This window comes from Moorena producens PAL-8-15-08-1 (assembly GCF_001767235.1).
GTDB lineage: Bacteria > Cyanobacteriota > Cyanobacteriia > Cyanobacteriales > Coleofasciculaceae > Moorena > Moorena producens_A.
In genome coordinates this window covers 8,075,085-8,098,812 of sequence record NZ_CP017599.1, presented here as the reverse complement: position 1 = coordinate 8,098,812, position 23,728 = coordinate 8,075,085, and the positions used below count along the sequence as shown (strand labels likewise).

Below are 23,728 nucleotides of genomic sequence, written 5' to 3'. Positions count from 1 at the left end.
ACGGCCTTAAGGCCAAGATTCAGAAGATAACTTTTAACCTAGCAACCTAGTAACCTGGTAATAGCGTTTCGGTTTACATATTAATTGTAAACATTGATGGAGAGATGGGCGGATGGGAAGAGAGTTAATTGAGACAAATGCAAGTTGTAAACAATTCCGATGCTATCAGATTTGATATAACCTGTAACCTATAACCTATAACCGGCAACCTGTAACCTATAACCTATAACCGGCAACCTGTAAGGGATAACCGGCAACCTGTAACCTGTAACCTGTAACCTGTAACCTGTAACCTGTAACCTGTAACCTGTAACCTGTAACCTGTAACCTGTAACCTGTAACCTGTAACCTGTAACCTATAACCTGTAACCTGTAACCTGTAACCTCCTCACCATCTGTAGCTCGAATAAATCAAATTGGGATCAGGTTTACTTTATGAATAAGGTTTAAAGTTATAGCCCTAAAAATAAAGGGATTATGATTACGGATTTTGTACAAAAAGTATTTATACAAAAAATCTACATTAAAAATACATTTTAAGCTGAATTTAAACCTGATGAAAAACACGAGATTCCTAGGATAAGTTTATAGCCAAAAAAAATTGTAATTGACTGATTGAGCCACCATGAACAACCCTATGGCTATCCCATAAAACCACAGTTTGCTCTTCCAATTGCATCACTATTATGGTCAGCTTTTAGAAGTTTGTTGAGCTGGTTTTGCAAGCTCAACCCAGTCCCAGTGGTAAGTCCCTGAAAATAAATAAAGTTAACGTTGTCAACAATTGTCAAGGCATTGAATCCCTCTCTGTTTCGTTTTGCCTTGTCCGAAGTTCCCTTTTCTTAACAGTTTACTTTAATTTTATTCTACTACTTAACCGCTTAACCGCATCTATACTGACAAACCCGTCAAACTGGTGGTAATTCCTAAATTTTAGGATTTTTGTCGGAAATCAGGCAATTTATGCCATCGCTAGAGTTGCTTAGCTCAAAGAGACACAAATTAGCTCTCCACCTAAATGCGAAGTTGGAGTGACTTTTACAGAGATATGACCAGAAGACCTTAATCACTCGTTAGTACCATGACTCAATCCATAGCAAAGACCTATTCCCGTCTGAACGTATTTCTAGCAACTACTGCGACTACTTTGGTTGGTATGCTGGCGACTACTGGTGCAGCTAATGCAGCTAGTATCACCCATACTCAGACCATTGAATGGCGACCGACAACTGTTGATAAATCTTTCATTCTCCCCAAATTCGATGAGGCTTTGGGGACTCTCGAAAGTGTCACGATTGACCTGATCGGATTTGTCAAGGGAAATGCCCGTGCGGAAAGCCAGGAAGGCGCTCCAAGTACAGTAACCTTGGATCTGGCATCTAAAATTGCCTTAATCTTGAGTGAACCTGATATTACCCTAGTTGAAGTGAAGCCCCTAGTTTCAGAACAGGTTGGTCTCTCTAGCTATGACGGTGTACTTGATTTCGCAGGATCTTCTGGAGTCACATTGCCTGAGCGTACCGCTTCGGATCGCACAAGTAATACGTTTATGTCTGGGGACTCTGAGTTGAGTTACTTTTTAGGATCTGGAGACCAGAACTTGATCTTCACAGCACTTGGTACTTCCACAGTAACGGGTGCGGGCAATTTGCTTTCTGGGTTCCAGACAGAGGTAGCAGGGGAAGTTACATTGACCTACGAGTACCAGTCGGTGCCAGAACCCACTAGTGTGATCGGTCTTGGTCTGGTAGGACTGGGGCTATTGACACAAACAAAACGGAGTAAGAAGAGTTGAAAATTATTTAATATTGCTTTTGCCATAGTGTATCGAGATACTCTTAAACCGTCATAAATCGGAATAATCCGGTATAAAACGGTCAAGGTTCACTTTATTGTCGCCTGAGTGAGGAGTGGTCATACAGTAATTGGAGTTAAACCTGCCACTCGTCTGTCTAGGCGTTCCTGGCATCTCGACCAGGAGTTGCTTGAAAGCCTGAGTTTTACTATGCTTAAGGTCAAGCCAACCAAGCTCAACCGCATCAAGCAGACTCAGTCCCATACCTTCCAGGCAACGCGCGGTACGACGCAACAACACTGCCTGAACCTCGGTCTTCTTCATATACCGAGTTATTTCGAAGTCGGTACCGCGAGCAAGGATGTTCAAAGCAGCATTATAGTCAGCCTGCAACACGACCCCGTCAAATCCGGTAAAATTGTCCCCAGTCCTTTTCCCAAGAAGGGTTCCAGTTCTGGAGTCAATTTGCGACGTGTAACTAGGCTGAACTTCTGTGACAACCGAACCAGTCCAATTAGCCCATTTTTGCAAAGAGTCCCGCATCACTCCTTTCATCCAACTATTCAGTTTGCGGGACACGGCCTTGGACTGGCGTTTGTTTCGTATTGGTTGTGTTAAATCTTCTGCAAAAACTTTTAGAGCTTCTCCATTGAAAAGAGACTTAGAGGCTGCTCCTATTATCGCCGTCAACTCTGATTGATTCTGTCTGTAACGGCGGTTTTCCGTCTTTCTGGTTAGGTTCTTTTCTAATATTCGAGCAGATTTGGCTGGGTCTATTTTTTCTAGCTTTCTGTGAAGCGCCCAAAGTTTACCCCTATTACGGTTCTTTGCACATATACGATCAGATTTTTTGGTTGCCACCTTGCCCAGATTTTTCCCGTGCGCTTGGCCATCTGAATCATAGAAAGCCTCGGTGTATCCCTTGTCTACTCCAATAGTTCGGCGGTCAGCAGGAATCTCTACAGTTCCATGATCTACTAAAAAATGAATTTCAAACCTTTGTAGGATTTGGTTGTGGATTAATCTAATTTGTCCTTTTATTTTTCGATTAGACCTGACAACTATCTTGTTCCTTTTTCCTCTCCTTAGTCCAGCTAATTCTAGTTGGTAAGTGTTACGGGAAAGTCTTTTGCATCTATAACCCACTTGTTGGTAGACTATCTGGTTTTTAACCCAGGAATGTCCTCTCTGAAACTCCTTTCTAACAAGTCTGTGTAAAAGTGAGTTATCCAGAAATGCTAAACTTTTAAGTTGTTTGCAAAGCTCCTTTCGCTTGTTTTGGTTCTCTTTTCCAGGGAATCTTTTGTAGACATTTTTTACTACTGCATCTATACAGGCTGCCTGCTGAGCTGTGATGGCCTTTGCTACATCATTAATGGTCCAGTCCATTAATTTAGCAGGCAACCCCAAGGTGTCGGGAGTCCTAAAGCTTTTAACCACTGGAATGGCTTTTTTCCAATTCAGTCCCCAGTGGCTAATGCTCCCGAGCTTGTTGTAAGACTCAGATCTGACAATGCCCAGCTTTTTCATTGTAGATAGTAATTCGGCCTTAACCGACGCAGTCATCCCTACTACTGGGACGATTTGAGTCGATATTTTCCTAGTTACTCCTACTTTCTTGGGCATTGCTGCTGCACAAATACTATACTTTACTCTTACTCTAGTGCTAGAGAATTGTCAATGTCGGTTTTATACCATTAAATACCGTATTATCCCTATTTAATGGCGTCTAATCGTGAGACCGAAGTTTCACTGAACTGGAAACTTCGGTTTTATATTGTTTAGTGATTAGTCATCTGGTAAGCATATGCGCACTTATCACAGGCTAGAAGCCTGTGCCACGCACGCGTGCGCGTTCAGCTATCAGCTATCAGCTATCAGCCTTTGGCTGAGCGCTGACGGCTGAATGCTTACCTCATCTGACCAATGAACAATGGCTAATCACTAATCACTAATCACTAATCACTAATCACTAATCACCCTTTGAAGAAACTATTCCCACTCTATGGTTCCAGGAGGTTTAGAGGTAATATCATAGACTACCCGATTAACTCCCTTGACTTCATTAACAATCCGGTTGGAAATAGTTTCAAGTAAGTCATAAGGTACTCGTGACCAGTCAGCGGTCATACCATCTTCACTGGAAACAAAGCGCAATACAATCGGATGAGCGTAAGTGCGCTTGTCCCCCATTACTCCGACACTGCGTATTGGGAGCAATACGGCAAAGGCTTGCCAAAAGTCGTTATACATCCCCTGTCGGCGAATTTCATCTCGAACGATGAAATCAGCATCTCGCAGAATATTCAACCGTTCTGGGGTCACTTCACCAATGATGCGAATCGCCAACCCTGGTCCGGGGAAGGGATGTCGGCGCACAATCGCTTCTGGCAAGTGGAGGTCACGACCGAGTTGGCGCACTTCGTCTTTAAATAGCTTGCGTAATGGTTCTACCAACTTGAAGCGCAGGTTTTTAGGTAAGCCTCCGACATTGTGATGGCTCTTGATTTTCACAGCTACCCGCTCACCGGTTTTGGGATCAACGTTAGTATGGGCTGATTCAATCACATCGGGATAGAGGGTACCCTGAGCTAAATAATCAAATGGACCAAGACGCTGGGATTCTTCTTCAAAGACGCGAATGAATTCGTGACCGATGCGGCGACGCTTTTCTTCTGGGTCAGTGACACCAGCAAGGCGAGCCAAAAAGCGATCGCGAGCGCTCACATACTCTACTCGAATACAAAATTCTTCCTCAAATAGCTTCACCAACTGCTCTGGTTCCCCTTTGCGCATGAAGCCTTGGTCAATAAACATACAAGTTAGTTTATCCCCAATTGCGCGATGGAGTAAGAAAGCAAGGGTAGAGGAATCTACTCCACCAGACAGAGCCAGCAGAACCCGTTTGTCCCCTACCTTGGCACGCACTTCTCGAATCGCTTCCTCGATAAAAGCAGCAGTGGTCCAAGTGGGTTCACACTCGCAGATGTTGTAAACAAAGTTACGGATTAGGGCAAGACCATCGGTTGAATGCACAACCTCTGGATGGAATTGCACGCCATAAAGTTTTTTCTGATAGTTAGCAATGGTGGCACAAGGGGTATTCTGAGTATGGGCAAGGACTTCAAAGCCATCTGGCAAAGTCACGCAGGAATCTCCGTGGCTCATCCACATGGTTGAGTGGTCTCGCACATTGCTCAGTAAGTCAGTGGGGTGATCAATTAGTAAGGCGGCTTTGCCATACTCAGCTTTTTTTGCCCTGGTGACTGTTCCACCTAGTTGTTGCACCATCAACTGCATCCCATAGCAAACCCCTAGCACGGGTATACCGAGATTCCAAATTTCTGGGTCACATAGGGGGGCTCCATCGTCATAGACGGAATTGGGCCCTCCAGAGAGAATGATGCCCTGGGGATGAAGCTGCTGTAGCTGTTGAGCTGTGGTCTGATAGGATAGTACCTCGGAGTAAACGTTAGTCTCGCGAATGCGACGAGCAATCAGTTCCGAGTATTGAGAGCCGAAGTCCAGAATCACAATCATCTGGCGATTCAACTGCTCTCCTAGAGAGGCTACAGGCAATGCCTCTTTCTGGTAAGATAGTTTGTTGGTCCTTAGGGTTACTGCTGTGTTCGTCATGTTTAGTTGTGTGAATGTACGAACAGGTCGCTGCCTAGGTGTGCTTCTGGGCAGCATAAATTAATTGCTATGAACAGATAGGTTGAAAGCTGATGGTTTCCGTAAATTAATCCTTCAACGCCCCAACACTTTGATGTGGATGGTAGCGCTGGCATTAACCAGTTAGTCTGAGTCGTAGACTCTCATCGACGATACAGAACTCTATCTGTTTACGGTTATGTCAGTTTCCACTCCCACACGCACTTCATAGACCTGCCTGGCAGTGGTATGTCTGTTGACACTCTCGTGACTTCTAGTCAGGAGATTTTTCAGGGTTTCAGTTTATATGTCCTGAAATCCGAAGTTTCAGCTGATAATCAGGTTAATTTATCATACATTGGGTTCGGCTACAAGATCCGCCCGCCAATGTATGAAGATTTATAAAAATTTATCACAAATTTGAAAATAATGTGCAACCTGTGGGACTGGTAACGATAATTTGGCGATCGCGATCGAATAATACGGAGCCTACCTGGATATGCTGCTCACTGTGTTTGCGGATGTAGTCAAAGCAGCGTTGGTCAATGGTCAATGCGATCGCATGATAAACCTGATTGACCCAATCAGTGCCCTGAGTCTGATCCCATTGACGCAGACAATTGAGAGCAGCTTCAGTGGTTTGACTGCCAAATACTTGCTTGATCAGTGGGCTTGGTACTCCTAACTGCGCACAGTGAGCAGTGAGAATTTCCAGTCGTCCATCAGCTAGGTGGTGGTGAGTGTGAAAAATTCCTCCAGCCAGTTTAATTAACTTACCATGATAGCCAAATAACAAAATTTCTGGCACCTGGCAGTATCCAGCTGCTACCAACAATGGTCCAAGCCAATTAGCTGTTTTAACCAGCCGATCGGGATTAATCCCCAAGCCTCGCGCCAAATCTAAACCATTTTCTCCCACACAGAACACTAGTGTTGTCGAATGTGAGGAGGCTTGCTGTTTTAGCAATTTGCTGGCTTTTGCTTTTAATTCTTCCTGGTAAGCAGCTAATTGACCAGGAGCACTCAGAGGCTGGGAAATGCCAGTCGTTCCTAGTAGGGAAAGTCCTTCTACTACACCAAAGGCAGAATTAGAAGTACGCTGTGCCAACTTCCGCCCTTCCGGCAAGATAATCGTCACCTGAATTTTCTCTGACGGTGCTAGCAGAGAACTCAAGTTATGGTGCAATAGTTTCTCAGCGTAAGCATAGATGGCTGGTTTGCCTCCGGCATTGATTTGTCGTCCAATTCCTTCGCCTCCCAATAACTGTATCGATTTAGTTTGCTCCGAGGAACCCCATTCTACAACTGCCCAAATCGGGGTATTACGGGTAAGGTCAAGGTTATCACCAGGGTTAGAGTGAGTGATAGCTAGCGCTACCCCTTCTCGAATCCTAGCCACTTGCTCAATGGGAATGTCTGCGGTTTCAGGAGGGTTAATTAAGTCCACTGACACCGTTTCCACGGGTTGGCCGTTGCGTAACTGATGGAGGGCGGCTATTGCTGAGGCACAGGCGAATACCGGTAAGGTATATCCAGATTGAGGTAGGGAGGTGGTCATGTAACCAGGTGAAATTTGCGATCGCTTAGTTCTTCATTGTCTAATTGGTAATTGGTAATTGGTAATTTGTAGTTACCGATTACCGTAAACCAAAAATCCCCAAACTAGTTGATAAGTGATTAACTGTATTTGTATTATATAGTGTTTAACCTACTTATTATGTAATGTAAACAAAATCTACATTAACGCTAGTTTATTTTGACAACTAATAGACAAAATATAGTTTATTTGCTGTCTGTTGAGGTTTGTTTATGCCTATACTATCCAGTGTGATATGAATTTGTTTATGCTTATATTCACTATCACTATCGCCAAGGTATTATTCCAGGTAAATCTTGATTTATTATAAATTTTTTAATGATTTTTTTGAGTGACAAGTTTAAACTAACAATACTAATCCGTGTAGGAATTGTGATAATTTTTGATGCCCTATTCCCTACTGCCTACTGCCTACTGCCTACTGCCTACTGCCTACTGCCTACTCCCTGCTCCCTGTTCCCTTTGCTATAATATTTCCAAGGGTTTGATATAAGGCTTGAGTATGTATCCAACCTACAAAACCACTGTAGAGACAGTCTCCTTCAGGGCTAGCTACAAATACATGGTGTATTAGTAAAGGATTCTGCCAAGTCCGAATGGAAATGCCATTTTTAAATGTTATATAGGTCTTGGCTCGGTGAAAATTTCGACCATGACCATCAGTCATACCTGGGACTGAGTGTAATTGTTGAATTAAGCTAGTAATAAAGTCTCCTGGTGGAGGAGATTGTGTGATAACTGGATTCGCCCAAAATTTCTGGATTTCTGCTGCGACTAACGGATGATTTTTGAGAGCAGCATGACGCAGATTAGGTAAACAAACGAATTGACTAGGAGAAAACTTGGTTGTCTGTATTGTAATCGTACCGTCGCTACCGTGATCACTATCACCAGCTATTACTAATGTGGGAATCACTGCGCCAATGGACTCTGCTAGTTGTCGGCGGTTGATACCTAAATCCTTTGCGATACCAATACCAATCCCAAAGGGGTCAATAATTCTAGCTAGATCTGCACCACCAATAGGAGAACCAATCAACACTAAGGATTCTACTTGTGACCACCAGTCTTGGTGACGGCTGAGGAGTTCTAGCCAAATTAAGCCACCCATGGAATGACCAATAATTCGGATTGGTGTTTGGGGATATGTGACAATGGTATCTAAGACGATGTTTTCAAGTTGGTTGATTAGGGGTTCTATCCAGAGCCAGGTTTTGAACCAACCGAGATCAGGAGTAATGATGGCAGTGCGGGATGTGGCTAAGGATTGGGCAAGGCTTGCCATCGCTTTAGAGTTATCCGCCCATCCGTGTTGTGCGTATAGAAGAAAATCTGGTTTGTCGGTCATTTCCCCTAAATCTAGGATACTGGTAGTTTCTTCTCGATTTTAGGTAGGGGAGGACACCATGAGTAAGCAATTGTGACACTCCATTGAGGGACACAGAATAGGCTTTGCAAGAAAAGGAATGCACCCTAACCGTTGCAGTATCACTGGATTCTTGGAAAGAGATGCTGCATAGCATTAGCTACAAGGGCTGAGGGACAGATTCCGGAATAGATATAACCTATTACCAAAACTGTTTGAAACCCCATCATCCCAGCAATTATGAATACTGTAGACTATCTCCGGATTAGCTTGATTGACCGCTGCAACTTCCGTTGTCAGTACTGTATGCCTCAAGGAGCAGAGCTTGACTATATCCTACGGCAAGAATTACTCACTGATCAAGAACTGCTGACTCTGCTTAAGGAGGTGTTTATCCCGGTAGGATTTAGAAAGTTTCGCCTCACGGGAGGTGAACCCCTATTGCGTCCAGGTGTAGTGGAGTTAGTTAAAGCGATCGCATCTTTACCAGAAACACAAGATTTAGCGATGACTACCAATGCCTTTTTACTGGCTGGTATGGCAAAGGAACTCTACCAGGGGGGTTTACGGCGGATTAATATTAGTCTGGACTCCCTCAATCGAGAGACATTTGACAAAATTATTGGCAATCGGGGACGTTCGCGCTGGGAACAGACTTGGGAAGGGATAAAAGCTGCCCATCAGGTTGGATTTGACCCGTTAAAGCTGAATGTGGTGGTAATTCCAGGAGTTAATGACCAGGAAGTGCTGGATTTAGCTGCTCTAACCATTGACCGCTCCTGGCACGTTCGATTTATCGAGTTTATGCCCATCGGGAACTCCCAGCTATTTGGTGAGCGGGCGTGGGTACCTTCGGAAGAATTACGGCAACGGATTCACTTACGCTGGGGTTTGATAGAATCAAGTGTCCGGGGTAATGGCCCAGCTGATGTGTTCCAGATTCCTGGTGCCAAGGGCACCCTGGGATTTATTAGTCAGATGTCAGAATGTTTTTGCGATCGCTGCAATCGGATGCGTCTATCTGCTGATGGTTGGCTGCGTCCCTGCCTACTTAATGAACAAGGTCAAGTTGACTTAAAAACTGCTCTACGCAGGGGCGTTGATACCGCTGACTTAAGAGAGCAGGTCAGGCAGTTGCTGATGATTAAACCAGAAATCAACTTCAAGGAGAGAGACTCTGGTACTGATAGTTCATATACAAGGACGATGTCACAAATTGGCGGATAGTTTTTTAGGTTACAGGTTAGCAGGTTAGCAGGTTAGCAGGTTAGTCAGGTTGAACGCGCACGCGTGGCCAAAGGCCAAGGTTAATCAGGTTGAAGGTTATTCAGGTTGAAGGTTGAAGGTTATTCAGGTTGAAGGTTGAAGGTTATTCAGGTTGAAGGTTGCAGGTTATTCAGGTTGAAGGTTGCAGGTTATTCAGGTTGAAGGTTGCAGGTTATAGGTTACAGGTGTTCTTGGTCTTGGTTCCAGGTTAGCCGGTTCGAGCTTAGTAGGTTCCAGGTTAGAACCTTGGCCAAAAGGCCACGCGTGCGCGTTCAACCTATTAACTTTCAACCGTTGTCAACCTTCAACCGTTGTCAACCTTGGCCAAAAGGCCACGCGTGCGCGTTCAACCTGTTAACCTTCAACCTGTTAACTTTCAACTCGGGTTAGACTTTCCTGGAGTAGTACTCAACCACCAGTAGCTCGTTAATTTGTAATGCCACCCATTCCCGATCAATAATCCCATTCACCTTGCCGGTGAAGGTGTTCTTATCAAACTCTAAATGACTAGGAAGGTTTGCTAAGCCAGGAAATTCCAAGTTGCGTTCTACTAGACGGCGGGATTGATCACGGTTTCTAACCGCAATCACATCGCCAGGGCGACACTGATAGCTAGCAATATTAACTACTTGACCATTTACAGTAACATGACCGTGATTCACGAGCTGACGAGCCGCTGGGATGGTACCTCCCATACCCATGCGGAAGACTGTGTTATCCAGTCGCATCTCTAGCAGTTGCAGCAAAGCTTGTCCAGTGGAACCGGTGGCTCGACGAGCTTTACGGACATAGCGAATTAACTGCTTTTCAGTCACTCCGTAGTTATAGCGCAGTTTCTGCTTTTCTTCGAGACGGATCGCATATTCTGAGCGTTTCCGACGGTTTTGACCATGTTGACCTGGGGGATAGGCACGGCGGGGTGTTTTACGACTTAAACCGGGCAAATCACCCAGACGGCGAACGACCCGCAGACGCGGGCCTCTATATCGAGACATATAACTTCCTCTGTACTATCTTGTGTACTATCTTGACTAAAGATTTCCCAAAACTATTATCTTACAATTTATTAGGGCAGTGGGCATAAGGAAATTGCCATCAGGAAGATTCCGGGCAGGTGTTAGCTCAATAGCCCTATCTACGGGAATTTCTATAGTGCAAACCACCTGAGTTCCATATAACAGGATTAGGGCTACCCAACTCATAGGCGATCGCTCTAGGAAAGAAGACGGGGTAAAGGCTTTGACCCAACTACCCTAGATAATCACTTCTAGGGTTATATCATTATCCGGATAATTAGTGATAAAAAAGCATTTCCGATTAAACCTTACTCCTTTTCTTCAGCATAGCTGCCTTCTGCCAAATGCCTTCGATTCGGCCCAAGCGTGTAAGTATTCAACCGGAGATGATATTAGTGACCCAGGACGTAATTAAAAATCAGCGGAGCTACAATTGATGCATCCGATTCAATCACGTAACTAGGGGTATCCGTATCAAGTTTGCCCCAACTAATCTTTTCACTAGGTAGTGCGCCACTGTAGGAACCGTATGAGGTGGTACAATCACTAATTTGGGCGAAGTAACTCCACAACTTACAGTCTTCCTTGAGATCCTGGTGGATCAGTGGCACAACGCAGATGGGAAAATCTCCAGCAATTCCACCCCCAATTTGAAAGAACCCCATGGAAAAATCTCTAGTATTTTCCTTATACCAATTCACAAGAAATACCATCAGCTCCAGACCGCTCCGCACAACATTCAAGCGACTGATCTTGCCTTTGATAACTTCAGAAACAAAGGAATTTCCCAGAGTTGAATCCTCCCATCCAGGAACAAAAATAGGAATTTGTTTCTGCCATGCTGCGATCACCCATGAGTCACGAGGATCAATTTCATAAGAGTCTTTCAGCTCTTGACTTTCAAGAAGTTGATAAATGAACTCGTATGGGAAAAAGCTTTGGCCAGATTGATCAGCTGCTTGCCACAGTTTCACCATATGCCGATCAATTTTGATCATCGCTTCTTCTTCAGGGATACAAGTATCAGTAACTCGATTCATTCCGGACTCAAAAAGATCCTTTTCCTCTTCTGGTTTCAGTGAACGATACTCCGGTACTCTCTTATATTTAGAGTGGGCAACCAGATTGAAGATATCCTCTTCAAGATTCGCTCCAGTACAGCAAATAGCATGTACCTTGTCTTGGCGAATCATTTCAGCTAGAGATATACCCAGCTCTCCTGTACTCATGGCTCCAGCCATAGTCAGAAACATTTTATTCCCAGATTCCAGGTGTTTCACCCATCCTTCAGCGGCCTCAACACACACGGCTGCATTAAAGTGTCGAAAATTTCTCTTCATGAACTCTCGAATCATCGTTTTTTCCTCCAATAGTGGGTCTTACAGTTGAGTACTTTACAGAACTATAGATAAACGTTTTAGAAACAGCAGAATCACCCATTGATAAAATGGTAAAAAACCGGAAGCAGCAGCTAGTTAACAGCCTTGAGAAAAACTTGCTACTGCCAACTGAAACTCTCCCTCAGCTAAAGCACGAAGGAAACAAGCTAGGATATCAAGTCTTCATATAATTGAAAACATAGTACCGTTGGCTCCGGAGCAAAACTCCCAGGGCTGACTTTGACTATACTTAAGCCTTGATGCAGTCTCTCAAGGGGAAGCAGCTAGGGTTTTTTTCACCACCAAACACTGCTAGAAAATCCTGATCTAGTTAACTAGCTTTTGACGTTTATGATTCCTCGTCACAAATTTAGTAGACAAGGGGAATCACGCCCCTAAGTTATGTTCATCCCCGGCGCTTGTACACAAGGGGTTTCAACTGCGTTTGAGATCAAGAAATACCTGATCACCAGCAACGCTTCTCGATTTGGTGTTGTTTTTAACAATTATCACGATCTCTGATTATATATCAATCTGGTAACACCTGTGTTGAAGGTTACTGCTGGAGCGGACAGGGAAATAAGTGACCTCCCTGATCTGGCGTTGCTCCTGTTGTGGGATGATTGAAGCGAATGGACAGCCAATAAGTGTTTTGCTATGGTTATTCTTAAATCTAGAATAGCATCGGCTGTTGATTTGAGGCACTGATGGCCTGTTCATCGATTACTTTTATCTGAGTCCTGATACGATTTACACCATGACAGACTTGATTAGTGAAATTTTAAGTAAAGTAGGGTCAGTTGCTCCTCAAGTACCGCCATACTTTGAGTCCCTAGAGACCTACGCTGTTAAGAAAGTTTCCGATGCTGACACCATTGATGTGATTGATGGCTCCGGAGAAGAGATTACAGTGCGCTTCGTTTACATTGATGCACCAGAAACTCCTAAGGGGTGGGGTTACAAAAAACTTGAGGATAAAAATCAGGAGAATGCGCTCTATCAAAGTCAATTTAAGTGGGGCAAAGAAGGTAAAGACTGGGTCAAACAGTTGGTAGAAGAAAACGGGAATAAAGTTAAATTGAGAATTACTGACATCGACACTCGCTACAATCGTAGCATTGGCGAAGTTTACTTATTGGATGGCACCTTTCTTCAGCATAGTTTAGTAAAAGAAGGATTAGCACTGATTTATTACGATTATTTTAGTAAGTGCCCTCGGGAGATGGCTATCTCTCTTCTGTTGGCAGAGGCAGATGCGGAAGGCCAAGGCAAAGGGTTATGGCAAGAACCGAAGTCAGGATTTATCCAGCCTTGGTTGTTTCGTCCCCTTAAGAAAAAGCAAAAAGCCCTACTTGGAGACCCAGATGCATATCAGCAGCTTACCGAAAAAATTAAAACCCTCTTTGAAGACCTAGAAGCTGGTAAAATGACTAACGATCAGTTTGAGGATACCTTTAAGCAGACCCTCAAGTAATATAGCAGTTATCAATTGGTTGAGGTACTTTTGTTGTGGGTTTTAGGGAGTAGGGAGTAGGGAGTAGGGAGTAGGGAATAGGGAATAGGGAACAGGGAACAGTATAAAATAGCTCCAAGGCGTTATTGGTGTGATCATAAATCAGGATTGAGTTTTATATAAATTCTAAATAAATCATCAAAAACCAATGCTGTATTGCTTTATAATAACACCACAAACTTCTCCCATATCTTGACTACTGTTACCTACTACCTACGGGTGCATCTCAGTTTTGCAATTAGGCAAAAATTCGGGAGAAAATTCCCGCGCCCCCGCCCCGCGCCCCCGCCCCACACTTGCGATCTTTTTTACAAATATGAGATGCACCCCTCCCTACTCCCTACTCCCTACTCCCTACTCCCTACTCCCTATTCTCTTTACTATATAGATTTCAGCTACTAGCTAAAAAAATACCATTCTAATCGTTAGATTGTAACTACTTATTACATTCTATGTAAATTTTCTTGATTTTTTTTTTTTTTTTATTGACAATAATAGTAGTCAATGGTTATACTATAATCATTGGAAAAAAACCGCGCTCATCGGCCACCAACCTGGAAGCGCGGCTTTTCCCCCAAGTTACATGGAGGTAACTCTATAATAATGCGAAAAAAACGATTTGTTTATCATCCCATTGATTATCACGAAGCGATAGAGCGCCTTGATCAGCTTGCACAACAAAGGGAGTCGGAGGGAGAAAATTCCTATCCCTATCCCATCACCGAGCGCGAGCAAATCCTAATCCTACTGTACAGTTACTGGGAATTGGGTATGACACCGCAACGGTTTTACAGTAAGTGGGATCTGAGTCGGGAAGATATGGCTTTAATCTGCTCTTGCTCCGTTCAAACTGTTAATGGCTGGTTTACCACCAGTCGTCGCCATTACCCTCCCACTCCTGGTTACTTGCGCCATCTGGCGATTATGGATTTCTTGTTGGAGGATTTCGAAACAATTCCTAAACCGTTATTGGAGCGCTTGTTCTCGAAGGGTCTTTAAGGCAGAATGTAGAATTAAGAATGTAGAATTAAGAATGTAGAATTAAGAATGTAGAATTAAACACCTACACAGAATTAATTACCTACTCTCAATTTCTGTAATCCTTACATTGTAAGGCTTTGATTTTTGTAAAATGTGTAATCATTTTTGTGTCCCTGGTTACAAATTATAAATTCTACATTCTACATTCTAATCTATTCCCATGGTTTGATTTTCACAATTCAAATAGGGATGCTAGACTGGATTTAATGTAACCTAAAATGACTCTCCCAAGGTTTTAGACTTTGGGAGTGCTTTACTGGCTGTTAAGCAATTTACTATATTTCATAATAATTATCAAGCCTTTTTAAGAGCTTATTGATAATAGATATCAGTTATCAATTGGGTTAAGTAAACAAGTTTAGAATTTTAGGAAACAGAGAACAGGTAAAAAATTATGTATACTTGATTACTATCAGAAGTACCGTAACTTTGCTAATTGCCCCTGAGCAAACTTCCGCAGTTTAGGATCGGAGTCATGCTCTGCTCTATCGAGCAATAAAGACCGGGTTTGGGAATGGTTAGGATAATATTTGAGGATGGCCTGAAGGGCTATTTTTCGAGGATTGACATTGTCATAATCCTGGTCTTGATCACGCTCAAAGGGGTCATTGAGAGTGCGATGCTCTGAAAGAGCCGCTACGCGAACGCATAAAAATTCAAATAACCAAGGCTGATTGGCCGTAGGCCACGCTACGCGATCGTGCCAACCTAGAGCTAACTGTTCAATTGCTTTAGCTCGCACCAACCAATGCTGATCACAGCGAGCCCATTCTTGAAGTATGGCTAAGGTATCTGGGTGGTCTTTGTAACCTAGAGCTAACTGTTCAATTGCTCTAAGTCGCACATAGCAATAAGTATCAGAGCGAGCCGATTCTTGCAGTAGGGCTAAGGTATCTGGGTGGTCTTTGTAACCTAGAGCTAACTGTTCAATTGCTGTACCTCGCACGAACAAATCAGTATCAGAGCGAGCCCATTTTTGAAGTAGGCGTAAGGTATCTGGATGGTCTTGCCAATGGGTGGCTACTGCTACAACAGCTTGAGTATGAAGATCACGGACTAAATTGGCCTGATATCCATATGGGTCATAATCATAATTTAGATCATAAAAAATTAAGTCTTTGAAGCGATTCAGTAATCGAGTATCCGTTGAGTGAATTTCATACCGATTCCTAACTTCAGACAAACAATCCCCTGCCAGAAATAAATTCCCAAACTCATACCCTTCTCCATCTTGTGCCATCAAATACTCAATAATCTCTCCAGCTTTATTGGAATCAATCATGCCCACAATCAACCTGAGCACTTCATGCCAAGATTCATCCGGCCAGTGCTGACCAAATACTTCAGTTTTCAACTGTTCTAGGGAAATTTCCTGTTTTTTCTCAAATTTCCTGACAAATTCCCAAGCACAGAAATATTCCAAAAATGTCCGATGCACAAAAGCGTAATAATCAGCTCCCATGAAACACAAGATAAAATTGCGGGTGCGCAACTGATTAATCATTACCTTAGCAACGGCTCTGGGATTAGTAACGTCTCGTAATTTCAGCTCCTCTTTGATAATCCTTTCTAAATCCTCTCCACTAATCAGATTTCCCGCTAACCCTGCTTGATTGCCCTGCATAAAATATGCCACTTTACCGAGCATCTGTTGCTTATCTTTATAATCGATAGTCTTGGGATCAACACGATTATCTTCTAGTAATGCTCGCTCTACATCCCATTGATAAAGCAGTAATCGAGACGCTTGGTTATAGAGTTCAGAGCGGTCACGAGGCAATTCTTGATTGCGGTTCAGGATTGCCATCATGGTTAGTAATAGGGGATTTACCGCCAGTTGTCGAATCGGGGAGGATGTGTCTATTGCTTTTTGTAAGCGCTCCCGTTTCCTAACTTTATCCGCTTGATTAGTAAAGGTTAACTCATGCCAGTGCTCGATAAAGGTTTGAATTTGTTTCGACTCCAAGTCTTGGAGCATAACATGACGAAATTCAGCATTTCGTAGCCGTTGGGGTTTATAACCAATGACGCGAGATGTAACAATTACTCTTACCTTAGGATAAGTATTGCTAAAGCGATGAATATCCGTAATCACATCGTCTCGTTTCCCTGGCTCAAACACTTCATCCAACCCATGGCCGTTGGCCACGCTACGCGAACAAACATTACCAATGCCTTACCATCTTTTAACTGCTGATCAAGGTGATGTTGATTCAGATGACATATCGCTCCACTGCTTTGATGGCAGAATTCCAATAAATTCTGACACTGTCCACTATCGAGATTCCGCATATAGGTGCGTAATTCAATCAGTAAGGGAATTGGTAGAGAAAGTGCAGTAGTCAGATCCGTTCTTGCCCAATTTAATGCTAAATATTGCAGCAAAGTAGATTTACCAGAGCCTGGGTCTCCTAAAACTACTAAATAGGGATAGGTTTGAGAGTCATTAATAACATCTAATACGGATTTAAGCGGCTGTTGATGATAAATGTCTTTGGCTCGCTTAAACTCCTCTAGCTCAATTTCTATGTCTAGTTGATCACTGTCTCCTAGTTGTCTATAATAATCTTTAGGAAGTTCATGAATAGCTGAAGGCATCAGGTCATGAACCTCTCGCACATTTTGAGGGATAAATATCCTCAGGTGCGACCCGTGGCGAATTTAATTCTTAATGCGGAAAGCGCACCTAAAGAGTTTTAGTTCGTTATAGGCATAGCCACTGGTATCTAAACTATCCAAGCCGAGATTACCGTAGCGCTCTAGGAGTGCTTCTTGATACTCCCTTAAGTCAAAGTCTGGGATAATGCCTGCTGTAGCTTTAGTGTTTTCTGCGATTAGCCCGAAGGGCTACGCTACGCGATCGCATCCAGAGTTTGGGAATCTCGGATAGGCCGTAACTGATCCGATTCCCGGATGATAGTGTGTACTTGCTTGAGATACTGTCTAGCAATATACTTCCAACGAAATTCTTCCGGTAATGGTAATAACTTAAGCTCAATCCAGGTGTTGGCTAATGTCTGAGTATCTATTTGTTCACAGCCATACTTAAACGCACTTCCTAGGATAGCTTTAATGGATTGGTTTTTAATATACTGCTTGAGGGGTTGAGTATACTGTTTTAATTCTTGCTTGGATAGGTCAGCATCTTCCAATTCCTTTTAAACTAAGGCTACAAATTCTTTTAAAGCTTTACCGAAGAGTTTTTTCTGGGTAGTTTGATCCGATAGTCCAGTATAGTCTTTGATAGACTCTTTGAAGAAGTCTTTGGTGTAGTCTTCTAGAGCTTCTTTGGCCAAGGGACCGATTACTTCTTTAGCGAGATAGCCACCGGCACTAGAAATTCCCCAAACTGCTAACCAATCCAGCATGATATTGGTAGTTGTCTTTTGGTTTATTTCTCATTATAGAGAAAAGGGAAAAGGGAGTAGGGAGTCGGGAGTAGGGAGTCGGGAGTAGGGAGTCGGGAGTCGGGAGTCGGGAGTTTGACCCGGTGGTGCGTTACGGGCCGGGCTGTCTCAACCGATGTCAAGAGGCGTAAAATCAAGAGGAGCCCGTCCCTAACACACCCTACGCAGCTGACAGCTGATGGCTAAATGCTTAGCGACAGTTGCTAAAATCAAAGTCATGAGTCGGAAAAAATTGAGGTAATCTCATGTCTGTTGCCAAACCCTTATTTGAGCAGGTTATTCTCCCTCATCCGGCCAAAGAAACCCTGCCCACCATGTATGATTTACCCAGTGAAGATCCCGAGGAGCCGGGTTTGCCTGACGAATTTCATCTTTGGCAACCACAACTGTGTAGTGAGACATTTCGCCCTCCCAATTATGAGAGCGAAAGGGTGTTTGTGGCCAGTGACTTAAATTTATATTATGACCCTAACCATACCGCTTGGTACAAACGACCGGATTGGTTTGCCGTAGTAGGGATTTCCCGATTTCACCAGGAAAGAGAGCTCAGAATGAGTTATGTGATCTGGCAAGAAGAGGTCAGACCAATTGTGGCCATAGAGTTGCTCTGTGGCCAGCACCAGAGATCAAGACCTTGGTTATAGTGAACGAACGGGAAAACCACCGACCAAATGGGAAGTGTACGAGCAAATTTTAGCCATTCCCTACTATGTCACCTTTGACCGAGTCAGTAACGAATTACAACTTTTTAAGTTAGATGGCGGCAGCTATCAACCCCAAACCATAGACAATTCCCAATTTTGGATCCCTGAGTTGCAATTGGGTTTAGGACTATGGTTTGGGGAATATCGGGGATTGAATCGGTTGTGGCTACGTTGGTATGATCAACAGGGGAATTGGATTCCTACTGAGGCAGAACGAACCGAACAGGAACGTCAACAGAAGGAACTGGCTCAACAACGAGCTGAACAGGAACACCAACAGAAGGAACTGGCTCAACAACGAGCTGAACAGGAACGTCAACAGAAGGAACTGGCTCAACAACGAGCTGAACAATTAGCAGAACGGTTACGACAGATGGGTATTAATCCCGATGAAATTTAACCCCTGTCTGAGTTTGTGGGTGTATGTCATGTAAGCTGTTTAACCTGGTGGTTGGTGAGATTATGTTCGGATAATTGGGGACAATACTGATAGATTGGCAATCTTTTTCAGTGCTACTGACACTGATGATAATTCCTTAAACGCAGTGATCAAGACAATTCGGAAAACCGTTGTGAACACGATTGGGTTAAATCCAGATTACATAATTTCAAATACCTGCTGTTGTCTTATAGCGTTTTCCATACCTATGAGGTACACAGGATTTTTTACTTGTTCCCGATTCCCGATTCCCGATTCCCGATTCCCGATTCCCGATTCCCGATTCCCGATTCCCTGATCTACAACCACCCCTGACCTCAAAACCCTTAGATGTTTTATCCAGCAGTAGCCTTCCTTTTAAGGCGCAGGCTGACCCAGATCATTTGCTGAAGAGGTAAGGGAACCTCTGGATGTAACCCTTCCGCAATTTCTTCAAAAGTTTTAATTGACCCAGGATAAACAAAAACTGGCCATCCTTCTTTAGCAAGGCAGGTAAACACAGCTGACTCTTCCAGCAGGTAGGTGATCGCCAGGTGCTTTTGCCTTTGGAGAAGCTGCTCTACTTCCTCTTCTTCTGGCTGTTCCCCCCGATTAAGATAGGTCTGGGCAAAGGAGTTGACCATCTTTTGAAAAGATTCATCCTGTTGATAAAGACTCTGAAAGTCTTTGTAATATATCTCAAATTCTGATTGCTTCTCTATTTGGGAAGCCATCTGGAACTGGAATTGACAACTTCCAGAGTATTGCTGGAACAAGAAACGGTTTTCATTAATAAAGGTTTCTCCAGTGCGAATTGCCTCCAGCCAAGCTTCATCCCCTTTAAGTCCCTGTCTAACCTCGATTGTCAGTCGATATAAACTGTCCCCAACTAATACTAGGCAAGCTTTGAAGTGTTCACTAATCCATTTTATCAAGGCTTCGATTCGCTCACTATAAACAAAGTTTTTACTTCCCATACTGATCATGAAAACACACTTTTGATAATCAGACAGGGAGCTACGTAGGCGAGCAGGAGAGACCTTAGCCAAACTTACCTTGTACTCATAAACTTGGGTGATATTGGCAGTAGATTGGGTTAACTTTAAGTCGCGTCTCTTAAGATCGATCGCTTTGCTTATTTTCGATTGAAACAACCTCAATTGCTCTAGTGAAAGCTGATTCCAGTCAAAATTTTCAATGATCGTTTCTTCGTCTCTATGGCTACTCATTCTGTTAGATGTTTTTGGCGGCAATCTGGTAAGCTTTAAGCTTACCAGATTGCTGACACCCGAATTAAACTTCCGTTTCAAATAAGGCAACGCGCAATCGATCCGCTGAATCTTCCATTTCTGCCAGGGACTCCAGGCTAGCCGCCACGCTGCGCTCAATCCCTAAAATTTCTGCCGCTTTAGCCACAGATGCTTTTTCTTTTTCATGGTAGTTACCATCCGCTCGACACATCTTGATCGCTTGGTACAACATGGATCGGCGAAAATTCAGGGGAAAGTCATACTTAAGCCCAGTCAATAGCTCCTCAACGTTAGCATTTTTCCAATCGAATTGGCGGAGCGCTTCAATGTATTCTTTTTTTTCTTCAGATTCGACTAGCAACATTTCCTGTTCGTCAATATACCACTGTAATTCTGCTTCTGCCAGTTCCCCATCCGCTCCAGCAATTGCCATTAAGGCACCGCTATAATTCACGCCTACCTCAAAATCAACTGGTTGAGTAATGTTATATCTATTTTGACCATATGGGGTCACCTGAAAACTTTTTCCACTTGTCATAGTTTTGCTCTCTGTTTTTTATATAGGTGTTTTGAGCAAGTTTATTCTACCACAAGATAAATTGATAGTATCATGGGTTAAACCTCCTTGTTTGTCAAGGTTATAAAACTCAATACGTTGAGGTTAATAACCTGTATTTTGCGCAGATTATCAAGAAAATTATCTACAATTTATGAAGATAATACTGTCATAAAATCACAGACTATTTGTTAAATTTTGCTTAAATATTTCTTTGTATAGAACAAGCATGTTGGTGGAACAGGCATCTTGCCTGTTTCCTCCCGCCAAATTTACTGACTGCTGACTGCTGATGACTGACGGCTTACCCCATTAGCAACAGGTACCTGTTGGGTAATACAATGAACTCCTCCTCCACCTTCAGCTAGTATTAAACTATCGACGCCAACAACCCTCCGCCCAGGGAAAACCTCACGCAGAATAGCAAGGGGAGCATCATCTTGGCTGGAGTCACCAGCAACTGGAACGATCACACCATTATTAGCAATGTAAAAATTCATGTGAGCAACATCTAAGCCAAGAGGAATCTCAACAATCTCAAACTTACGTCCGCGAGCATCAGTACTTTGTTGTAATCGATGCTTAGCATCCCGACAAATCTTGTAGTTTGGATCATTCCTATCATCAGTGCTATGGAGTAAGACCAATCCAGGTGCGGCAAATGCGCAAATCCCATCCACATGTCCATCTGTGACGGGATCAGGTACGATACCACGACCTAGCCAAACCACCGTTTCAGCCCCGAGATAGTCTTTCAACAATCGCTCAACTTGAGACTTACTCATCCTAGGGTTGCGATTAGGATTAAGTAAACATTCCTCAGTGGTGATAATAGTACCTTCACCATCTAATGTGACACCACCGCCCTCCAAGACTAGAGAGGATGAGTACATGGTAGTATCAAGATAGTTAGACAATCGCGCCTTTAGTAACGCATCGTCCTGATAGGGTGGAAACTTACCACCCCAACCGTTGAACGTAAACCCAGCTACCCGACGTGAACCCTTGCCGTTCACCAAAAACATTGGACCGGAATCCCTTGCCCAGCCATCGTTTACCGGAAACTCAATCAGTTCGATATCGGAACTCAACAAGCCTTTAGCCACACCCTTGTCTTGAGGATGAACAACCATCGAAACGGGTTCAAACTCATTGACAGCATTTGCCACTGCTGCCCATTCCCGCCTTGCCTTCTTCAGACCATAGCCTTTCCAATTCTGAGCTGGAGGAAACACCATGATCGTGAATTCATGGGGCTGCCATTCCGCTGGAAAGAAAAAGCCATCCTCAAGGGGTGTTGTCTGTTGTAATAACGTCACTCCAGTGCTGCTATAGTCCGGCATTTCACTACTATCAACCTCACTTCTGACCCTTGAGCAAACTGCTGACCAACCCAAGGCACTAGCAGCTGAAAGAACACTTAACTTTAGTAATCTTCTACGATTCAACATAGTGTGTATCTATTCTATAGCAGTTCTAAATTCGGTAGAGAGTAGGGAGCAGGGAGTAGGGAGTAGGAATGCTGCCATGCTTCCAACACTTCCGACCCTTCCGACACTTAACACACTTTTCGATGGTTAATGCTAGCAGCAATATCATAGAGTGGCTCAAATGTCCAGTGACAGGTGATCTGTTTTTTCTACTGATGGTCAAATTAAGGTAATTAGAGATTCTGTAATGCGGTGTGATTGCAATTACACCTTTGGGTAATGGGGAAAGTGTTTTCACCATTACCCTTCTTACCCATAAAGAAAATGCTAACTAATATATAGCGTTTGTATCTGGGTTGTAAAGTGATCGATAGCTAGCTTGCCTATTGCCTTTTGCCTATTGCCTTTTGCCTATTGCCTTTTGACTTTTGCCTTTTGACTTATGACTAAAGTACCTATTACTAAAATAACTGACGAACTCAAAACCGAAATTTTCTACCCCGATAGTGATGGTAAGCCTATGACAGAAAGTGATCCTACTCGGGATTATCTAATTTATGGGGTAGAAGCCTTAAAAAGTTATTTCAAAAATCGGGAAGATGTTTATGTTTCCGGTAACTTATTTATTTACTACCAGAAAGGAGAACCCGATCAGGTAGTCTCTCCCGATGTATTTGTGGTTTTTGGCGTGGAAAACAAACAGCGAAGAAGCTACAAGGCTTGGGAAGAAGGAGGAAAATTGCCCAGTTGGGTATTAGAAATAACCTCAAAAAGCAGCCGGAATAGTGATCAAACCACAAAATGCCAACTATACCAAACAATGGGAGTATTAGAATACTTTCAGTATGATCCTACTGGGGATTATCTTAAACCGCCACTTAAGGGATTACGTTTGGTGAAGGGAAAGTATCAACCTATCCCCAGCAAGTCTTTAGGGGATGGAGATTTTTCTATTGATAGTGAAGTGTTAGGTCTAGAGCTGCAAGTGCATCAGGTAAAACTAGAATTTTTTGATCCGAAGCTGGGGAAAAAGCTATTAAATTTTCAAGAACTGGAGATAGCTTATCAACGAGCAAAGTTAGAGCAAACCGCAGAAACTCAAGCCCGACAACAAGCGGAGTTAGAGCGAGCTGCCGAAGCTCAAGCCCGACAACAAGCGGAGTTAGAGCGAGCTGCTGAAGCTCAAGCCCGACAACGAGCGGAAGAAGGGCTACAGAATGCTATTTCCCAGTTATTAAGCTTAGGCTTGACTGTTGAACAGATAGCTGAAGCACTGAATTTATCAGTGGCAGAGGTTAACCGTCACATTTAAATTGGTTATTCCCCCTTACCTATT

21 protein-coding genes and 2 pseudogenes are annotated in these 23,728 nt (G+C 43.4%); 8 read left to right on the top strand and 15 right to left on the bottom strand.

The window, feature by feature from the left end:
* Positions 1 to 1,081: 1,081 nt before the first annotated feature.
* A complete protein-coding gene (locus BJP34_RS29605; protein WP_070395440.1) occupies positions 1,082 to 1,795 on the top strand; it encodes a choice-of-anchor E domain-containing protein in 714 nt (237 codons plus the stop codon).
* A 51-nt stretch (positions 1,796 to 1,846) separates the two neighbouring features.
* Here the strand turns inward: BJP34_RS29605 and BJP34_RS29600 are convergent, their stop codons facing one another.
* From BJP34_RS29600 to cbiD, 3 genes are all read right to left on the bottom strand, one after another.
* Positions 1,847 to 3,421 carry a zinc ribbon domain-containing protein gene (locus tag BJP34_RS29600; protein ID WP_229424084.1) on the bottom strand — a complete coding sequence of 525 codons (1,575 nt, stop codon included), beginning with the start codon at positions 3,419 to 3,421 and terminating at the stop codon, positions 1,847 to 1,849.
* Positions 3,422 to 3,787: 366 nt separating this feature from the next.
* The gene (gene guaA / locus BJP34_RS29595; protein ID WP_070395439.1) at positions 3,788 to 5,431 is read right to left on the bottom strand and encodes a glutamine-hydrolyzing GMP synthase; all 1,644 of its coding nucleotides are present in this window, start codon (positions 5,429 to 5,431) and stop codon (positions 3,788 to 3,790) included.
* Between the two features lie 430 nt (positions 5,432 to 5,861).
* Positions 5,862 to 7,007, bottom strand: a complete 1,146-nt coding sequence (gene cbiD, locus BJP34_RS29590; RefSeq protein WP_070395438.1) for a cobalt-precorrin-5B (C(1))-methyltransferase CbiD — start codon at positions 7,005 to 7,007, stop codon at positions 5,862 to 5,864.
* Positions 7,008 to 7,364: 357 nt separating this feature from the next.
* Here cbiD and BJP34_RS44790 point away from each other — a divergent pair, with 357 nt between their 5' ends.
* Positions 7,365 to 7,517 (top strand): hypothetical protein, encoded by a 153-nt coding sequence (locus BJP34_RS44790; protein ID WP_158517540.1) that lies wholly within the window; start codon positions 7,365 to 7,367, stop codon positions 7,515 to 7,517.
* On the opposite strand, the gene BJP34_RS29585 is transcribed toward BJP34_RS44790, so the two are convergent.
* On the bottom strand, positions 7,486 to 8,394 hold the full coding sequence (locus BJP34_RS29585) for an alpha/beta hydrolase (protein ID WP_070395437.1): 909 nt from the start codon (positions 8,392 to 8,394) through the stop codon (positions 7,486 to 7,488). The two genes, BJP34_RS44790 and BJP34_RS29585, sit on opposite strands and share 32 nt — an antisense overlap.
* Positions 8,395 to 8,652: 258 nt before the next feature.
* On the opposite strand from BJP34_RS29585, the gene moaA reads away from it, so the two are divergent.
* The gene (gene moaA, locus BJP34_RS29580; protein WP_070395436.1) at positions 8,653 to 9,639 is read left to right on the top strand and encodes a GTP 3',8-cyclase MoaA; all 987 of its coding nucleotides are present in this window, start codon (positions 8,653 to 8,655) and stop codon (positions 9,637 to 9,639) included.
* Between the two features lie 425 nt (positions 9,640 to 10,064).
* Here the strand turns inward: moaA and rpsD are convergent, their stop codons facing one another.
* Both rpsD and BJP34_RS29570 read right to left on the bottom strand, forming a co-directional pair.
* Positions 10,065 to 10,673: a 30S ribosomal protein S4 gene (rpsD, locus tag BJP34_RS29575; RefSeq protein WP_070395435.1), complete on the bottom strand. Its 609-nt coding sequence runs from the start codon at positions 10,671 to 10,673 to the stop codon at positions 10,065 to 10,067.
* Positions 10,674 to 11,086: 413 nt separating this feature from the next.
* Positions 11,087 to 12,049, bottom strand: a complete 963-nt coding sequence (locus tag BJP34_RS29570) for a deoxyhypusine synthase family protein (RefSeq protein ID WP_070395434.1) — start codon at positions 12,047 to 12,049, stop codon at positions 11,087 to 11,089.
* A gap of 781 nt (positions 12,050 to 12,830) precedes the next feature.
* Here BJP34_RS29570 and BJP34_RS29565 point away from each other — a divergent pair.
* Positions 12,831 to 13,547 carry a thermonuclease family protein gene (locus BJP34_RS29565; RefSeq protein WP_070395433.1) on the top strand — a complete coding sequence of 239 codons (717 nt, stop codon included), beginning with the start codon at positions 12,831 to 12,833 and terminating at the stop codon, positions 13,545 to 13,547.
* On the opposite strand, the gene BJP34_RS49650 is transcribed toward BJP34_RS29565, so the two are convergent.
* Positions 13,540 to 13,665 (bottom strand): hypothetical protein, encoded by a 126-nt coding sequence (locus BJP34_RS49650; RefSeq protein WP_267876410.1) that lies wholly within the window; start codon positions 13,663 to 13,665, stop codon positions 13,540 to 13,542. The genes BJP34_RS29565 and BJP34_RS49650 overlap by 8 nt on opposite strands.
* Before the next feature lie 113 nt (positions 13,666 to 13,778).
* On the opposite strand from BJP34_RS49650, the gene BJP34_RS41280 reads away from it, so the two are divergent.
* Together BJP34_RS41280 and BJP34_RS29560 are read left to right on the top strand one after the other, a co-directional pair.
* On the top strand, positions 13,779 to 13,988 hold the full coding sequence (locus BJP34_RS41280) for a hypothetical protein (protein WP_149031246.1): 210 nt from the start codon (positions 13,779 to 13,781) through the stop codon (positions 13,986 to 13,988).
* A gap of 201 nt (positions 13,989 to 14,189) precedes the next feature.
* On the top strand, positions 14,190 to 14,585 hold the full coding sequence (locus BJP34_RS29560) for a hypothetical protein (protein ID WP_083305410.1): 396 nt from the start codon (positions 14,190 to 14,192) through the stop codon (positions 14,583 to 14,585).
* Between the two features lie 454 nt (positions 14,586 to 15,039).
* On the opposite strand, the gene BJP34_RS47980 is transcribed toward BJP34_RS29560, so the two are convergent.
* From BJP34_RS47980 to BJP34_RS44785, 5 genes and pseudogenes are all read right to left on the bottom strand, one after another.
* On the bottom strand, positions 15,040 to 16,776 hold the full coding sequence (locus BJP34_RS47980; protein ID WP_229424083.1) for an NACHT domain-containing protein: 1,737 nt from the start codon (positions 16,774 to 16,776) through the stop codon (positions 15,040 to 15,042).
* Entirely contained in the window at positions 16,719 to 17,225 is a 507-nt protein-coding gene (locus tag BJP34_RS47975; protein ID WP_229424082.1) for an NACHT domain-containing protein, read from the bottom strand. The genes BJP34_RS47980 and BJP34_RS47975 overlap by 58 nt, the downstream gene beginning before the upstream one ends.
* A 63-nt stretch (positions 17,226 to 17,288) precedes the next feature.
* On the bottom strand, positions 17,289 to 17,429 hold the full coding sequence (locus BJP34_RS50585) for a hypothetical protein (RefSeq protein ID WP_418904175.1): 141 nt from the start codon (positions 17,427 to 17,429) through the stop codon (positions 17,289 to 17,291).
* 50 nt (positions 17,430 to 17,479) lie between these two features.
* A pseudogene (locus tag BJP34_RS50580) lies at positions 17,480 to 17,995 on the bottom strand (hypothetical protein).
* A gap of 23 nt (positions 17,996 to 18,018) precedes the next feature.
* Positions 18,019 to 18,156 carry a hypothetical protein gene (locus BJP34_RS44785; protein WP_158517539.1) on the bottom strand — a complete coding sequence of 46 codons (138 nt, stop codon included), beginning with the start codon at positions 18,154 to 18,156 and terminating at the stop codon, positions 18,019 to 18,021.
* Between the two features lie 123 nt (positions 18,157 to 18,279).
* Between BJP34_RS44785 and BJP34_RS29550 the strand changes: the two are divergent.
* Positions 18,280 to 19,138 (top strand): annotated as a pseudogene (locus BJP34_RS29550) (Uma2 family endonuclease).
* A 374-nt stretch (positions 19,139 to 19,512) separates the two neighbouring features.
* Here the strand turns inward: BJP34_RS29550 and BJP34_RS29545 are convergent.
* The 3 genes from BJP34_RS29545 to BJP34_RS29535 all read right to left on the bottom strand — a co-directional run bounded on the left by BJP34_RS29545 (position 19,513) and on the right by BJP34_RS29535 (position 22,413).
* Entirely contained in the window at positions 19,513 to 20,385 is an 873-nt protein-coding gene (locus BJP34_RS29545; RefSeq protein ID WP_070395432.1) for a tRNA-dependent cyclodipeptide synthase, read from the bottom strand.
* A gap of 64 nt (positions 20,386 to 20,449) precedes the next feature.
* A complete protein-coding gene (locus tag BJP34_RS29540) occupies positions 20,450 to 20,944 on the bottom strand; it encodes a TerB family tellurite resistance protein (protein WP_070395431.1) in 495 nt (164 codons plus the stop codon).
* Between the two features lie 290 nt (positions 20,945 to 21,234).
* The gene (locus tag BJP34_RS29535) at positions 21,235 to 22,413 is read right to left on the bottom strand and encodes an agmatine deiminase family protein (protein ID WP_229424079.1); all 1,179 of its coding nucleotides are present in this window, start codon (positions 22,411 to 22,413) and stop codon (positions 21,235 to 21,237) included.
* Between the two features lie 421 nt (positions 22,414 to 22,834).
* On the opposite strand from BJP34_RS29535, the gene BJP34_RS29530 reads away from it, so the two are divergent.
* Entirely contained in the window at positions 22,835 to 23,704 is an 870-nt protein-coding gene (locus tag BJP34_RS29530; RefSeq protein ID WP_070395430.1) for a Uma2 family endonuclease, read from the top strand.
* Positions 23,705 to 23,728 lie beyond the last annotated feature (24 nt).